At 55.0% G+C, this 12727-nt stretch carries 22 protein-coding genes; 4 read left to right on the top strand and 18 right to left on the bottom strand.

Annotation, left to right across the window (positions count from 1 at the left end; translation table 11 throughout):
* Nucleotides 1-14 precede the first annotated feature (14 nt).
* The 3 genes from IM313_RS05140 (at nucleotide 15) to plaP (ending at nucleotide 2574) form a co-directional block, all read left to right on the top strand.
* Nucleotides 15-944: a LysR substrate-binding domain-containing protein gene (locus IM313_RS05140; RefSeq protein WP_049137393.1), complete on the top strand. Its 930-nt coding sequence runs from the start codon at nucleotides 15-17 to the stop codon at nucleotides 942-944.
* A 219-nt stretch (nucleotides 945-1163) separates the two neighbouring features.
* Nucleotides 1164-1226, top strand: a complete 63-nt coding sequence (gene yoeI / locus IM313_RS05135) for a membrane protein YoeI (protein ID WP_099458931.1) — start codon at nucleotides 1164-1166, stop codon at nucleotides 1224-1226.
* Nucleotides 1216-2574 (top strand): putrescine/proton symporter PlaP, encoded by a 1359-nt coding sequence (gene plaP, locus IM313_RS05130; protein WP_028013759.1) that lies wholly within the window; start codon nucleotides 1216-1218, stop codon nucleotides 2572-2574. The genes yoeI and plaP overlap by 11 nt, the downstream gene beginning before the upstream one ends.
* Nucleotides 2575-2632: 58 nt before the next feature.
* Here plaP and sbcB read toward each other — a convergent pair whose 3' ends face one another.
* Nucleotides 2633-4057 carry an exodeoxyribonuclease I gene (gene sbcB, locus IM313_RS05125; protein ID WP_192971324.1) on the bottom strand — a complete coding sequence of 475 codons (1425 nt, stop codon included), beginning with the start codon at nucleotides 4055-4057 and terminating at the stop codon, nucleotides 2633-2635.
* Nucleotides 4058-4238: 181 nt separating this feature from the next.
* Between sbcB and IM313_RS05120 the strand changes: the two genes are divergently transcribed.
* On the top strand, nucleotides 4239-5417 hold the full coding sequence (locus IM313_RS05120; RefSeq protein ID WP_192971325.1) for a site-specific integrase: 1179 nt from the start codon (nucleotides 4239-4241) through the stop codon (nucleotides 5415-5417).
* Here IM313_RS05120 and IM313_RS05115 read toward each other — a convergent pair.
* The 17 genes from IM313_RS05115 to IM313_RS05035 all read right to left on the bottom strand — a co-directional run bounded on the left by IM313_RS05115 (nucleotide 5398) and on the right by IM313_RS05035 (nucleotide 12687).
* The gene (locus IM313_RS05115; RefSeq protein ID WP_028018495.1) at nucleotides 5398-5589 is read right to left on the bottom strand and encodes an AlpA family transcriptional regulator; all 192 of its coding nucleotides are present in this window, start codon (nucleotides 5587-5589) and stop codon (nucleotides 5398-5400) included. The genes IM313_RS05120 and IM313_RS05115 overlap by 20 nt on opposite strands.
* 10 nt (nucleotides 5590-5599) lie before the next feature.
* Entirely contained in the window at nucleotides 5600-5800 is a 201-nt protein-coding gene (locus IM313_RS05110; protein WP_192971326.1) for a hypothetical protein, read from the bottom strand.
* Between the two features lie 195 nt (nucleotides 5801-5995).
* Entirely contained in the window at nucleotides 5996-6256 is a 261-nt protein-coding gene (locus tag IM313_RS05105) for a hypothetical protein (RefSeq protein WP_192971327.1), read from the bottom strand.
* Between the two features lie 9 nt (nucleotides 6257-6265).
* Entirely contained in the window at nucleotides 6266-6505 is a 240-nt protein-coding gene (locus IM313_RS05100) for a DUF4222 domain-containing protein (protein WP_192971328.1), read from the bottom strand.
* Nucleotides 6483-7181, bottom strand: coding sequence for a hypothetical protein (locus tag IM313_RS05095; RefSeq protein WP_192971329.1), 699 nt, complete (start codon nucleotides 7179-7181; stop codon nucleotides 6483-6485). Before IM313_RS05095 ends, IM313_RS05100 begins: the two co-directional genes overlap by 23 nt.
* Complete coding sequence (locus IM313_RS05090; protein WP_192971330.1) at nucleotides 7178-7399, bottom strand: TraR/DksA family transcriptional regulator; 222 nt, start codon at nucleotides 7397-7399, stop codon at nucleotides 7178-7180. The genes IM313_RS05095 and IM313_RS05090 overlap by 4 nt, the downstream gene beginning before the upstream one ends.
* 91 nt (nucleotides 7400-7490) lie before the next feature.
* On the bottom strand, nucleotides 7491-7721 hold the full coding sequence (locus tag IM313_RS05085) for a hypothetical protein (protein ID WP_006176201.1): 231 nt from the start codon (nucleotides 7719-7721) through the stop codon (nucleotides 7491-7493).
* Entirely contained in the window at nucleotides 7718-7909 is a 192-nt protein-coding gene (locus IM313_RS05080) for a DUF1382 family protein (RefSeq protein ID WP_192971331.1), read from the bottom strand. Before IM313_RS05080 ends, IM313_RS05085 begins: the two co-directional genes overlap by 4 nt.
* Entirely contained in the window at nucleotides 7906-8442 is a 537-nt protein-coding gene (locus tag IM313_RS05075) for a hypothetical protein (RefSeq protein WP_192971332.1), read from the bottom strand. Before IM313_RS05075 ends, IM313_RS05080 begins: the two co-directional genes overlap by 4 nt.
* On the bottom strand, nucleotides 8439-8657 hold the full coding sequence (locus IM313_RS05070) for a hypothetical protein (RefSeq protein WP_006176198.1): 219 nt from the start codon (nucleotides 8655-8657) through the stop codon (nucleotides 8439-8441). Before IM313_RS05070 ends, IM313_RS05075 begins: the two co-directional genes overlap by 4 nt.
* On the bottom strand, nucleotides 8654-9313 hold the full coding sequence (locus IM313_RS05065; protein ID WP_192971333.1) for an MT-A70 family methyltransferase: 660 nt from the start codon (nucleotides 9311-9313) through the stop codon (nucleotides 8654-8656). The genes IM313_RS05070 and IM313_RS05065 overlap by 4 nt, the downstream gene beginning before the upstream one ends.
* Complete coding sequence (locus tag IM313_RS05060; protein ID WP_023306344.1) at nucleotides 9310-9462, bottom strand: DUF1317 family protein; 153 nt, start codon at nucleotides 9460-9462, stop codon at nucleotides 9310-9312. The genes IM313_RS05065 and IM313_RS05060 overlap by 4 nt, the downstream gene beginning before the upstream one ends.
* Nucleotides 9459-9887, bottom strand: coding sequence for a regulator (locus tag IM313_RS05055; protein ID WP_192971334.1), 429 nt, complete (start codon nucleotides 9885-9887; stop codon nucleotides 9459-9461). The genes IM313_RS05060 and IM313_RS05055 overlap by 4 nt, the downstream gene beginning before the upstream one ends.
* Nucleotides 9884-10564, bottom strand: a complete 681-nt coding sequence (locus IM313_RS05050; RefSeq protein ID WP_116339132.1) for a lambda exonuclease family protein — start codon at nucleotides 10562-10564, stop codon at nucleotides 9884-9886. The genes IM313_RS05055 and IM313_RS05050 overlap by 4 nt, the downstream gene beginning before the upstream one ends.
* Nucleotides 10561-11406, bottom strand: a complete 846-nt coding sequence (gene bet, locus IM313_RS05045) for a phage recombination protein Bet (protein WP_192971335.1) — start codon at nucleotides 11404-11406, stop codon at nucleotides 10561-10563. Before bet ends, IM313_RS05050 begins: the two co-directional genes overlap by 4 nt.
* Before the next feature lie 17 nt (nucleotides 11407-11423).
* A complete protein-coding gene (gene gamL / locus IM313_RS05040) occupies nucleotides 11424-11708 on the bottom strand; it encodes a host nuclease inhibitor GamL (protein ID WP_192971336.1) in 285 nt (94 codons plus the stop codon).
* Between the two features lie 7 nt (nucleotides 11709-11715).
* Nucleotides 11716-12687 carry a hypothetical protein gene (locus IM313_RS05035; protein ID WP_192971337.1) on the bottom strand — a complete coding sequence of 324 codons (972 nt, stop codon included), beginning with the start codon at nucleotides 12685-12687 and terminating at the stop codon, nucleotides 11716-11718.
* Nucleotides 12688-12727 lie beyond the last annotated feature (40 nt).

Genomic DNA, 12727 nt, shown 5'->3' with positions numbered 1-12727 from the left:
GGAAGGGGGCGAGCATGAAACCGCTGCTGGATGTTCTTATTATTCTGGATGCACTGGAAAAAGAGGGGAGCTTTGCGGCTGCCTCGGCAAAGCTTTACAAAACCCCTTCGGCCCTGAGCTATACCGTTCAAAAACTGGAAAGCGACCTCAATATTCAGATCCTCGATCGCTCCGGGCACCGCGCGCGGTTTACCCGCACCGGGCAGATGCTGCTGGAAAAAGGCCGTGACGTTCTTCATACCGTTCGCGAGCTGGAAAAGCAGGCCGTCAAGCTCCATCAGGGATGGGAGAATGAGCTGGTGATTGGCGTGGATGATACCTTTCCGTTTTCTCTACTGACGCCGCTCATTGAAGCGTTTTACCAGCATCACAGCGTCACCCGGCTGATCTTCATCAACGGGGTGCTGGGCGGCTCCTGGGAGGCTTTAACCCAGGGCAGGGCGGACATCTTTGTCGGTGCCCTGCACGAGCCTCCCCAGTTGAGTGACTTTGGTTTTGCCCGCCTGGGCGTGCTGGAGCAGGTATTTGCCGTGGCGCCCCATCATCCGCTGGCTCAGGAGCCTGATCCTCTTAACCGCCGCGTTATTAAGGGGTACCGCGCAATAGTAGTCGGGGACAGCTCGCGCCCCGAATGTGCGGTTTCCTCGCAGCTGCTGGATGAGCAGGAGGCCATTACCGTTTTTGACTTTAAAACCAAGCTGGAGCTGCAAATTAGCGGCCTGGGCTGCGGCTATTTGCCGCGCTACCTGGCGCAGCGCTTTATTGATAGCGGTGCGCTTGTTGAAAAACAGGTGCTTGCGCAAAGCAGTAACGAATCGGTGTGGGTCGGCTGGAATGAACAAACCGCCGGGCTGGCCAGCGCCTGGTGGCGGGACGAAATTTTAGCAAATAGTGCTATCGCCGCAGTTTACTCTCAGGGGAGCGCCGAGAAATCAGCCAGTTAGAAAAAAGAAAATGACCCGGTGCGTTGCAAAGTATTGCCTTTTGTATCCGATGTGGGGCAAAATGCCGCCGCTGCAACCAAATGAATAATCGACGATATAAAAGGCGTCGGTTATTTTTTTTTGCATGTACGAAACGAAACTAAAAACCAAGAGGCCGGGCTTCGTACCGGATAGATATTTACTAAAATCCGACAGTTGTTGTCGCTGAGGAAGAAAGAAATGGGGCAATTTTTCGCTTACGTGGCGGTTATCACCGTAAAGGAGAATAACTATGTCGCATAACGCAACTCCAAACACCTCTCGCGTGGAATTACGTAAAACGCTTACGTTGATTCCGGTTGTTATGATGGGCCTTGCCTATATGCAACCGATGACGCTGTTCGATACATTCGGTATCGTATCGGGCCTCACTGACGGTCATGTGCCGACGGCTTACGGCTTTGCGCTGATTGCGATCCTCTTTACCGCGCTGAGCTACGGTAAACTGGTGCGTCGCTATCCGTCTGCAGGTTCCGCCTACACCTATGCCCAGAAATCCATCAGCCCGACGGTTGGCTTTATGGTGGGCTGGTCTTCGCTGCTCGACTACCTGTTCGCGCCGATGATCAACATTCTGCTGGCAAAAATCTATTTTGAAGCGCTGGTGCCATCGATTCCCTCGTGGATCTTCGTCGTGGCGCTGGTAGCCTTTATGACGGCCTTTAACCTGCGCAGCATCAAGTCCGTTGCCAACTTTAACTCCGTTATCGTTGTGCTTCAGGTTGTCCTGATTGCCGTGATTCTTGGCATGGTGATCTATGGCGTATTCCACGGCGAAGGCGCGGGCACCCTGGCGAGCAGCAAACCATTCTGGTCTGGTGATGCGCATGTGATCCCGATGATTACCGGGGCGACGATTCTGTGCTTCTCCTTTACCGGTTTCGACGGGATTAGCAACCTGTCTGAGGAAACGAAGGATGCAGAGCGCGTGATCCCGCGTGCCATCTTCCTGACGGCGCTGATTGGCGGTCTGATCTTTATTTTCTCGACCTATTTCCTGCAACTGTACTTCCCGGATATCTCGCGCTTCAAGGATCCGGATGCGTCTCAGCCGGAAATCATGCTCTATGTGGCGGGTAAAGCGTTCCAGGTCGGCGCGCTGATCTTCTCCACCATCACCGTACTGGCGTCCGGTATGGCCGCGCATGCAGGCGTTGCGCGTCTGATGTACGTAATGGGTCGTGATGGCGTATTCCCGAAAAGCTTCTTCGGCTACGTGCATCCAACCTGGCGTACCCCGGCGATGAACATTATCCTGGTCGGTGCGATCGCGCTTCTGGCGATTAACTTTGACCTGGTGATGGCAACGGCGCTGATTAACTTCGGTGCGCTGGTGGCGTTCACCTTTGTTAACCTGTCGGTTATCTCTCAGTTCTGGATCCGTGAAAAGCGTAACAAGACGCTGAAAGATCACTTCCAGTATCTGTTCCTGCCGATGTGCGGTGCCCTGACCGTGGGCGCGCTGTGGGTTAACCTGGAAGAGAGCTCGATGGTGCTTGGCCTGATTTGGGCCGGTATCGGCCTGGTGTACCTGGCCTGTGTCACGAAGAGCTTCCGTAACCCGGTTCCGCAGTACGAAGACGTTGCTTAAGTCTTAACGTATTAAAAAAAAACCGGAGACCTTGTCTCCGGTTTTTTTATATCTCACTTCAGACTATCTCTTGCGCGTACTGGAACAGGGCTTTTAACAGGATCTGTTTTTCTGCGTTGCCTTCATACTGGTTGTATAACGACTCAAGCTCCTGCGCGTAATGCTGCAGATACTCTGGCGTAAACACGTTTCGACGGTGTTGCAGCCAGCGCGCCTGTTCTGCTTCATCCAGCGTGCCGGGATAATTGCGCGCCCGGTAGTTAAACATCAGCTTTTCGATGCGCTTATCGGCGAAGGTGATGTCCAGCGCAGGTAAGTTACGCGGCTCGGTTTGCAGAACAATATTCATGGCTGCACGGTCGGCATCGCTGAAGAAGCCGTTGTAGAGCTGGGCATCCACGTTTTCGGACGGCACGAACGGCTCCGCCTCGGCGAAGATGGCGACCACTTTCTCGCGCACCTGCGGGTTATCGCGAAGCACTTTCAGGTTATCCAGGCAGTGCTGACGGTTAATGCCCAGCCTGTCGGCATCTTCCGGACGCAGCGTGTTCGCCTGCGCCAGCACCGGACATTTATTGATGTGCACCAGCTTAACCGGCACCGCAGGCAGATCCCCGAGTTCATTTTTCGGGGTGTAAAGCCGTTCGCGCAGGGTATCGCTGTCAAGCTCCAGCAGCGGCGAAATATCGCCCGCCAGGTCCACCATGATAACCGCATTACGGTTATCCGGGTGCCACGCCAGCGGCGCAACCCAGCTGGTATTGCCGCGCCAGGCGCCAAACATGCCGGAGATATGCACCAGGGGCTTCATCTGCGGTACGTCGATAAGGGTCATGAGCTTCTGCTTGCTTCGGTGGCTCAGCAGATATTCAAACAGCCGGGGCTGTGCGGTTTTCACCAGCTTCGCCATGGCAATGGTGGCATAAACGTCTGCCATCGCATCGTGGGCATTGCTATGCTCGATGCCGTTGGCGCGCGTCAGGTGTTCCAGCCGGAAGCTGGTCAGCCCTTCCTCATTTTCTGGCCAGTTAATGCCTTCAGGGCGCAGGGCATAACAGGCGCGCATGATGTCGAGCAGATCCCAGCGTGAATTGCGGTTCTGCCAGCTCCAGGCGTACGGATCGTAGAAGTTGCGATAGAAGATATTGCGCGTCACTTCATCATCGAAGCGGATGTTGTTGTAACCGACCACGCAGGTATTAGGCACGGTAAACAGATCGTGGATGCGGCGGGCGAACTCTGCTTCGTTAACGCCTTTTTCCCGCGCTTCCTGCGGGGTGATCCCGGTGACCATCACCGCGCCGGGCTGCGGCAGGTAATCATCCGCTGGCTTGCAGTAAAAGACCTCAGGCTCGCCAATGATGTTGAATTCGTCATCGGTACGGATGGCGGCAAACTGCGCCGGTCGGTCCAGCGCCGGATGCGTGCCAAAGGTTTCGTAGTCGTGGAATAGGAAGGTAGGTTGTTTATCTTTGTCTGCCATTGATTAATATTGTCCACAATAGTTAATTAACTGCCTGTTATCACTCGAAAAACAACCCTTTTCTCACCTGAGTTTGTCCACGAACGTTAAATATAGTTGTTTACTGTGTCTCGATGTCCATGTGATATTGCGTACCAGAAGTGTACCAAACCACTATTTCTGAGCGTACCAAATATTATTTATGGCTATCAGCGACACAAAACTGCGTACCATTCATGGTAAACCATATTCGGGCCCACAAGAAGTGGCTGATGCTGATGGCCTCAGCGTGCGCATTTCTCCAAAGGGGGTCATCCAGTTCCAGTACCGATATCGCTGGCATGGTAAACCTCATCGTCTTGGCATTGGCCGCTACCCGTCGGTATCGCTAAAGGATGCCAGGCAGATCACGTCTGATTTACGAAACCTTTATTTCTCCGGCACAGATCCGCGCTCGTACTTTGAAGAGAAAACGCAGAACTCCCTGACAGTCGCTCAGTGCCTCGACTACTGGTTCGAAAATTACGTCTCTACAACACTCAGAGAAAAGACCCAGGCACTATACCGATCAACGGTTATGAAGCGGATGCATGACGCTTTCCCGAATCGACCGGCATCCTCCATCAATGTGAAGCAGTGGGTAGATCTCCTCACTGAAGAGGAAAGGGATAATCCGCGCCGCGCGCGTCAGGTGCTCAGTCAGCTAAGATCGGCGATAAGCTGGTGCATGCGGCGTCAGGTGATTGATAGCTGCGCAATTATGAGCATCCAGCCAAGAGACTTTGGCTCACGTGCAGCTGTGGGTGACCGCGTTCTGTCGTATAACGAGCTGGCTCAGATTTGGATGGCTATTGAAAGAAGCCGGGCGTCTACCTCAAACAAGCTTCTTCACCAGATGCTGATGCTGTGGGGGGCTAGGCTCTCAGAGCTCAGGCTGGCAACCAAGACAGAATTTGACCTGCTGGACAACGTATGGACCGTTCCGAAAGAGCACAGCAAGATGGGCAACGTCATCCGCCGCCCCATCTTCGAACAGATTATGCCTTTCCTTGAAAAGGCCATGACAACTTACAATGATGTGCTTTTCCCCGGGGAGGACATAAACGAACCGATCAGCATTGCGGCCGCCAACCGGTTCGTAAATCGAATAAGGGGAGGGATGGACCTTGGATACTGGCGAACCCACGACTTCAGGAGGACGCTGGTAACAAGGCTGTCTGAAATGGATGTCGAGCCCCATGTTACTGAGAGGATGCTCGGGCATGAACTTGGCGGGGTAATGGCCGTGTACAACAAACACGACTGGATCGAGGCTCAGCGCAAAGCGTATGAGCTTCACGCTGATAAGCTGTTCTGGCACATCAGGAGCATTTCTGGTTAACGCCACCATTGAGGATCCATCCATCAACAGCTTCCCGCAGGTACGCTTTCGGGTGGGTCCTGACTGGCTTGGGAAACCCGTGCCGGTTGGTGTAGTTCCAGATTGTCTGCCGTGATGAAACCCCAAGCTTGTTCATCACTTCTTTTTCGGGAATCAGGCTGGTGTCGGTCATTATGATCTCCTTACGCCAATGTCTTATACATGCGCGGCCCATCGATGGTGGCCGCGCGTAATTCGTTTTCCGCGTGCACTGAATAATTACCGTCATCCCAGCGCACCCAGGCCTTTGGGTGATCGCCTTCCGGCTCCAGTTGGCTATCCACCACGCCATTAATTCCGCCTGTCTTCTTCTGGACTAATGCGCCCACATTAAAAGCAGCCATTGCACACCTTCCGGTTCGTGAAGAAATGAGATGAGAGCGCCCAGCGCCATAAGTGCGGCGATGATCCAGTTCATGGGGTTTGATTGCATGGTGAACTCCCAAAAAGAAGCCCGGCGCAGGGCCTGGCAAAAGGGATAACGGAGCAGTGCTTTCGCACCCAATAGCCAGCTCATAACTGGATATCAGTTGCGTGAGTTAGATCTGCGATCGGGCATTCCGCTTTACCGAGAAGTTTCCGGTCAGCGCGCTGCTGATTGGGCCGCCGTTGTTCAGGTCTGCAACGATGATATCGACGGTCAGCCCTTCGCTTGTCATTTCGTTATCTATCGGCTCATTGTCCTCTAGCGCATCACGGAAGGACGCCGCAACAATCTTCCCACCCATAAACGACATGTCAGCGCTAACCGGCGGCTCTTTACCGTCCTCATACTCAAATACGAACGTCATCTTTCCCATATTCTCTCCTCATGCCGCACGCTGGGCGCGCAGCTTCTTCAGGTGTTCTGTTGTTTCGATTTCTTCGGCGATCCGCTCAGCCTGTGCTTTGGTCAGCGGCTCGAATTCATGCTGAAAGCGGCCCATGCTGGCGATGCAGGTGCGGCCGTTGCGGATGTAGTGGACTACTTCGTGGGTAGCGCGGAGGATTTTGCAGGGCGCGCCGTGGGGATCGGCGTACCAAGTATTAGGCTGGATTATCCTGAACATTGGGCACCACCTTAAATTCGATAACCCAAACCCATGGGTTATGCTTGAAGCTTTGATCCGGATAGATGCTGTCCCACAACTGGCGGAACCACAGCCATTTATCCATATTGCCGCCGTAAGGCGCAGGATTTGCCGGATAACCTTCTTTTCCCGCGTCGTCATCGCTGATACTGGCTAAGCGCTCCACCCGCACGCCGGTAACTTCCAGCAGAATGCGACAGGCTGCGCGAGGCATGTGGATAGATGGTTTCCAGCACGAACGGCCATCTTCATAGCCATCGTCATCACCCCAGGTAAAATCCCCATCTGCTGCGTAGATAGCGTGACCAGTGTAGTAACCACTACCAAACGGCATTTCGTGAATGGCTGTGGCAGGGCGGTCAGGGTTCCATGGCTGAATGCGACCGTCCTCATCCAGCTCATGACTCACTACTCCCCACGTTTCCCGTACCCAGATGCGATCGCCAACCAGACCGAATGGACAATTACTGGCAAGGCTGTGCCCTGGAATTGCAGGAACAGATTTCATGCTCCGGACCCATCCAGCACCGTATACCTCATAAAAACTACCATTGAAGACAGGCTGCACCTTCATGATCCTGCGTGTCTGCGTCTTCCGGCCGTCGAGGATGGCGCGCACCATCTCGCCGTTGAAAATCATTCCGCGCTCTTTCACTGGATCCCCCTCTGCTTATTCCTTAACTCGATAACACCCTGGCACTCTGCGCAGGTCTGACAGCCGGGAACGGCAACTCGTCGCGGCTCGGGAATTGGTTCGTCGCATTCAGCGCAATGCTCAGCTGATACGGCGTTGCGGTTGATCCGGTGAACGGAAAGGGCAGCGTTACGCTGAAGCTCTTCAATCTCTGCTGCTGTGTCGATGATGTCGGCCATAGTCAATGCTCCCGGAACTGTCGGTTAATTCTGTTGAAGGTGAACGCCAGCAATAAAAAAGGCCGACTAAGCGACCTGGTGATTTGCGATTTCATGGCTGTATCCACCCTTTACCTTTGACGTGCTGAATAACGCCAAGCTTCCTGAGCGACTGGAGTCGGCGGTCAAGGATGCGGAAGACGTCCATTGGGTGCTTTCCTTCTGCCTCAGCAATGACGAGGCACTCCTGCCTGACGGAAGGGCTAAATAGCTCCGAAAACGAGGTTGGCTGAGCGCCGATAGCGCTTAACACTTCGCTATCCAGTTTCGCGTATTTGGTCATGCTGCACCGCCTTCATTCTTCTCGGCCTCAACCGCCATCTGCTCAAGCCGTCGTGAAAGCTCGGCGGCCAGCGTCTGGAATTCTTCCTCGGTCGCCACCGGGATCGGCACAAAGCGAATCCCGATGTGCGAGAGGTTATTGGCAATTTCGAGGCTTTTTCTCAAATCAACTGGTGAGGCTCTGTTCATGCCGCACGCTCAAGCTCTACGAGCCCACCGCGCACTGCATCAATGATGCGTTCGAGGTACTGATAATGATGGTTCGGCACTGACGGCCATTTTGCGTACCATGGATCATCGCCTAGCAGGTTAAGCAGCTTGTCGCCGACGAGATAATTGCAGCAGCTCGCCTTCACATCTTCAGCATCTTCAGCCTCATCCCACATTGAGCAGGCTTCATTGCCGTCAATTTCCTGCTCACGACGCAGCCGGATAATCTCACCCTTAACGAAAGCGAGGTTGGCATCATTGTCATCATCTATTGTGCTTTGCAGCTGCGGATCGAAATAGCCGATAAGGTACTCATTGCTGACGCGCTTAATGAAGTCCTGAACAGTGTCACCACCCATAGCAAGCCAAGCCCTGGTCCACGCCTTACCGAAGCAGGTGATGGTGATGCGACCCTTACCGGGCTCATAGTTTTCAATCATCACCCTGACCGGGTCGAGGCGTTCAACATCTGAAATGGTAAACGCCAGAACATCGCTTTTTTCAACCTTCACGATTCAACTCCGAAGCGGCGATTAAGCCGCCCTGTGTATACGACGAACTCCAGGAGGCTAACTCCCAGAGCTTCAATTTTCTTGTGATGCTTGTTGATGATGGGAGGCACCGTTTCGTTCCAGTTAGGCTTTGGCTTCTTGCGCATGGCCTGCTGGATTTCCTCGGTGCAGCGGCGGCAGGCGGCGCGGATGGCGTTGTCAGTTTCTGGCGTCATGCAGCCTCCGTTTTCACAACATCTATGGCGCACCCGGGCAGCAGTTCCACCGCGGAGGTGGCACACTGATTTCCCCAGTGATCCCAGCCCGGCGCCGCGCTGCGGCTAAACAGCTCAATGCGCGGCACATCTCCGTAGAGCAGTTCCAGCCGATGTCGCACTTCCCACGGCTTTTCGCTGTGCGCACCGAGCGGGCTATATACCACTTGCTTAACCCCGGCGTGCTTTCGTTCCAGCCCGGCGCCGCGGGTGGCAATCAACAGGTCTTCGGTATTTGCACGGGTGTGGTTGCCGCCGTTCATGCGCGTCTCGGCGTTAAGCAGATCGAGGAAGTCGTAAAAGTCGGTGATTTCACCCTCGGCCATCGCCTTGTTGATGCGCAGTTCGGCGTTCTGGTTCAGCTTCACCCAGGTAAAGCCTTTCATCGTGCGAACGGTGAAGCCCCAAGCCTCGGCCAGTTCGATAGCCTCCTGGTTATGCGTGCCGGTGTACCACATCGCCAGCACCGCGTTTTCAGCGGCAAGCTCCCAGACTGGCAGGCGTTTGATATCGATTAACTTCATGGTTGAGTAGTGATCGGCAGCGGCGCCGTTGCTGACGGTGTTGCCGTAAGACCAAGGCGGATCGGCATACAGAAGTGAGTATTTCGCTGTCATGCCGCCTCCTGCCTTTCCCGATATTCCTCAGCGAGCCGCTGCGCCTTTAATGGATTGCTGACCACTTCACCCCATGGCATTAGCCAGCCTTTACCAATGAAGGGAAGGCACAGTGTGCCAACCCTGATGTCGTCGTGAGCGTGAGTCATAGGATGGACTCCATTTCGTCTATGTAGAGGCCCTGAGCAATTAGGCGGCGACGGCGGGCTGCACGTTGAATGCACTCCTGCCGTCTGCCTTCCTGCGATTGTTCGATGGCGCGCCGGGTGAACAGGCGCGATTTACCCTGAGGTGTTACGACCTTTGGCTTTGTGACCAGGTCGAAAGTCCGGTCGCAGATGCCGTCCTCGTTGATCCATTTTTCCGACTTAACTATCTGAGCTATCTGTCCGGAGCCGCGGGTAATACCGTTCGCGACCCGGTTAAACTCGATCAGTGTTACGCCAAACTTCTCAGCGATTTCGCTACCGGTGACCGGGCGGCCGCGCGTCTGAATCATCCAGATAACGCGCTCACGGAGGCCGGAGAATTGCCCGGTTCGCCCGGGCCTGCGGTAGAAGGGTGTGCGTTTCATTTCCACTGCTCCCCGAACGTGAAGCCGATCTCCGCCAGCGCCTCGTCCATCTTCTCAATGAACTCCGGCACCATTTCGTTGAAATCGGTCATGTACTGCGGATCCCGCTCAACGACGACGTGGTGAATGCCTTCGCGTTTCATGCGCGGGTCGTAGTTTGCAAAGAACCAGGCGTCTTTCCCTGTCACCCACATGCTGTACTGCACCTGTGCCATGTACGCAGACTTGATGGCTTCGAAACCGCCAAGGCGGAATTTCATGAAGTCGCGGGAGGTGAACGGGCATTTCAATTCGAGGCCGAAATCGTTACTGCACAAGCCGTCAGGGGAGCACGCGGTGCGCATGCTCTCGTCACGGAACAGGATCGGAGACTCCGTGACTTTTACGTCCGTGGTGAACTCGAAGAGGGTGCGGGCGTCTTCCTCGTACTGCTTGCCCCAGGCCAGCGCCTTGGCGTTAACCTCTGGCGCGACGCCGGTGCATACCTCGGCGAGCAGCGTGTGGAAGTAGGACATTTTCATGTCTGTCCACTTCTTCCCAGATCGTGGCTTGGCGATGACGTTATGCACTTCAGAGGCGGTGATAACGCCGAGGCGCAGCCGGTGCCATGCCTCGTCGCCTTGCTGGATAGTAGTAACGTCAATACCGGTCCGGGCCAGGATAATTTCTGGTGTCATGCTGCCGCCTTAGCCCTTTTCTGAAGGAAGCCAAACCCTTTCTGTGCCTCTTCTTCAGTGAGTTCTGACGCCTCAAGAATTTGCCGTTTGAAGATGTCGCTGCACAGTGGTAGGAAGTCTTTTTCCCAGTCTTTATCCAGAGTTGTTAAGAGATCGGTTATCGCCTGAAGCGTTTCTTCGCTTGCTGCTGGTGGAAGCGCTTCTGTGGTGTTGCGCGGCGTGACGTCACGGATATCTACGTCCAGTGATTTGCCTTCCATTTCTTCGGCGGTAGGCTGCTGTCCAATCTCAGGCCATGCCTTACGCAACGCCTGGGCTTCCGCGCATTTCGCCAGCTGTCCATATGGGCGCTTTTTCCACATCGCGTTCGGCGCCGTGGTGTCGCGGCCACCGGTGGCATAGTTCTCAATCCAGTATTCTTTGGCGCTGAACTCGACGATCTCGCCGCTGGGCATGCGCTTGAAGACGGTGTATTTGCACCACTGAGGGAAGGTAACCTCGACACCAGTGAGCGTCTGAGTTACGTCTGGCCCGAACTCGGGCTCACGAGCACCGGCATAATCGCCGGAACGGTCTGCCTGAATGCGGTAAAGCCCGATGCCCGGCATGACGACGTCGCGCCATTCACTTTTACCTGTTCTCGAGTCTTTGACGCTCATCGGCACGAGGTGGACAGGTTTCAGTAGTGGATCCAACTGGCGGGCACGGCAGTAATCGAGCGCCATCATTACCGATTCGTCTTTGGCGCCAGGGTAGATACTATTCTTCAGCGCGCTCCAGGTAGCGACGTCGATGCCTTTTTCCTGCAGCGCGCTCGCCGTGATTGTTAATTCGTTTGCCATCGTTAATCCCCTCAAAATTAAAACGGGCAGCCGGTACGGTGTTCCCAGTCGTATTCCGCCTGGGCGTAAGCAACTGCCGAAATGAAATCGTTGTAGGCCTCGCCAGCTTTATCGCTGCGAAGTCCTTCGTATGGGCTGGTGTCGATCGGGACCGTGAAGTGGAAGAGGCCGGACGGCTCTTTAGGCATCATGTCGATGATTTCCCGAGCCCGATCTCCGATCCACTTCTCTTTCTCGTCGGTGAGCTGCTGCTCTACCCAGCGCCGTTCTTCGATGCGGTCGTAAGTGAGGTATGCGTTCATGGTTGCCTCAGTAATGAATTTTCGCGCAGGGGATCAGGTCATCTTTCAGAGCGGTAAGCACTTCGATAGCCTGCTCGCGGGTTAAGCTGGTTTGGCTGGTGAGCGCGTTAACGATGTTGGTGCCGACCGTTTTGCGGTGCTTCACATCGGCTTCACGTTTTGCCTGCTCATCGGCGATTCGCTTCTCTTCTGCCAGGCGTTTCTCTTCTGCCTGTTTTGCTTTGAGGCGCTCAGCTTCCACTGCCTCAGCTTTTTCTCTTTCCGCCCGGGCTTCTGCTTCCTGCTTCTCGCGTGCCGCACGCTGTTCCGCTTCAATGCGCTGGCGTTCCGAAGCTTCAGCACGAGCCTTCCCTTCAGCTTCACGGCGCGCTGCGGCTTCGATCTCAGCTTTGTGCTTCGCTTCGGCATCGAGGCGGGCTTGCTCTGCTGCTTCACGCTTAATGCGCTCTTCATGCTCACGCTGTGCCTGTTCCGCCTGGCGGCGCTGCTCTTCGCGGTCACGGTCAAACTTGTCATTCATCAGCAGAGCCATTTCGTGGTCCGCTTCGATTTGCGCGGCGCGCTGGCGGTCAAACTCTTCGTTCATCTCCAGCGCTTCGGTGTGCATCGCGTTCATGGCTTCTTCAGCCTTAATGCGTTCCTGCGCGGCTTCCCACTCAGTGAGTGGGCGCCGGGTCGCATCGCGCAGCTCGTCACAAGCATCAACGAATCGTTTAATTTCGGCCTCAGCGGGGCGCACAGCTTCTTTCAGGCGCTTCAGGTACTCACGTCCTGGCTTTTCAATTGCCGTCTTGCTGCGAGACACCTGCGCAGACAGAGAGGCAACACGGTCACGGCCTTTCTTCGTGGACAGGTCCGGCACTTCGTTTACTGCCTGGCGGATTTGCTCGAGGTAAGCGTCAAGGCCGCCGGCTACGTAAAGCACTGGCGCCTGCTCCGGCTTGATTTCGATGACAGTTAAGTCCGTTACTTCGCTCATGGTTTCTCCTGAAATTTGGATGTGCAGATCCCGCCCGCAG

It is taken from the genome of Enterobacter cloacae complex sp. P2B, from assembly GCF_014895985.1.
In the GTDB taxonomy this organism is placed as follows: Bacteria; Pseudomonadota; Gammaproteobacteria; order Enterobacterales; family Enterobacteriaceae; genus Enterobacter; species Enterobacter bugandensis.
Note: the sequence above shows the minus strand (reverse complement) of the source record. Positions and strands in the feature narration are given on the sequence as shown.